The sequence below is a fragment of the Treponema sp. R80B11-R83G3 genome, assembly GCF_054786115.1.
Genome location: NZ_BDHF01000436.1, coordinates 1 through 541, shown reverse-complemented (window position 1 = coordinate 541; position 541 = coordinate 1). Strand labels below are relative to the sequence as shown.

1 pseudogene is annotated in these 541 nt (G+C 46.0%); it reads right to left on the bottom strand.

Annotation, left to right across the window (positions count from 1 at the left end):
- Window positions 1-196 precede the first annotated feature (196 nt).
- Window positions 197-541: pseudogene (locus ACYVRH_RS14330) on the bottom strand (hypothetical protein); the annotation flags it as partial.

Sequence of the window (541 nt, the reverse complement as noted above, 5' to 3'; positions counted from 1 at the left end):
GCATATAACGTTCCGGCGGTAAAAGACGTTGCAAGCCCCCCAATAATGCAATGCGGAGCATTGCGGGGGGCTTGCAATGTGGGTGAAGGCGGCGTGGGAATGGGCAAAGCCCATGACCTAGCCGCCTGAACCCTAGCCGCCTACTGGCGGCGTACTTTTACCGTATGTTAAGTGCCGTTTGCTCTATACAATTATATTATCTGCTAACCGTCAATGTAGGTTCGACATGAAGGTAATAAGACCCAGAACTACTATTGTTTAATGCAGTAACCCTAATAAAAACATAAGAAGTTTCGACAGGTATTGCGATACTGATTTTTGCGTTACTACCTTCGCCAGAATCATCATCGGAGGCAAGTTCCCGCATAGAGGAATCATAAATCGTCATATATGTATCAAAATTACTGCTCATCGTATATGCGGTAAGCGTTCCACCGTTGGCCTGAATACGGTACCAATGTCCAGTATTCTGTCCAAGCATTGCGAACCACGTTCCCGGTACAATGGGCGTGGTAGCAGCAAAATGGATAAAGGAAAAATA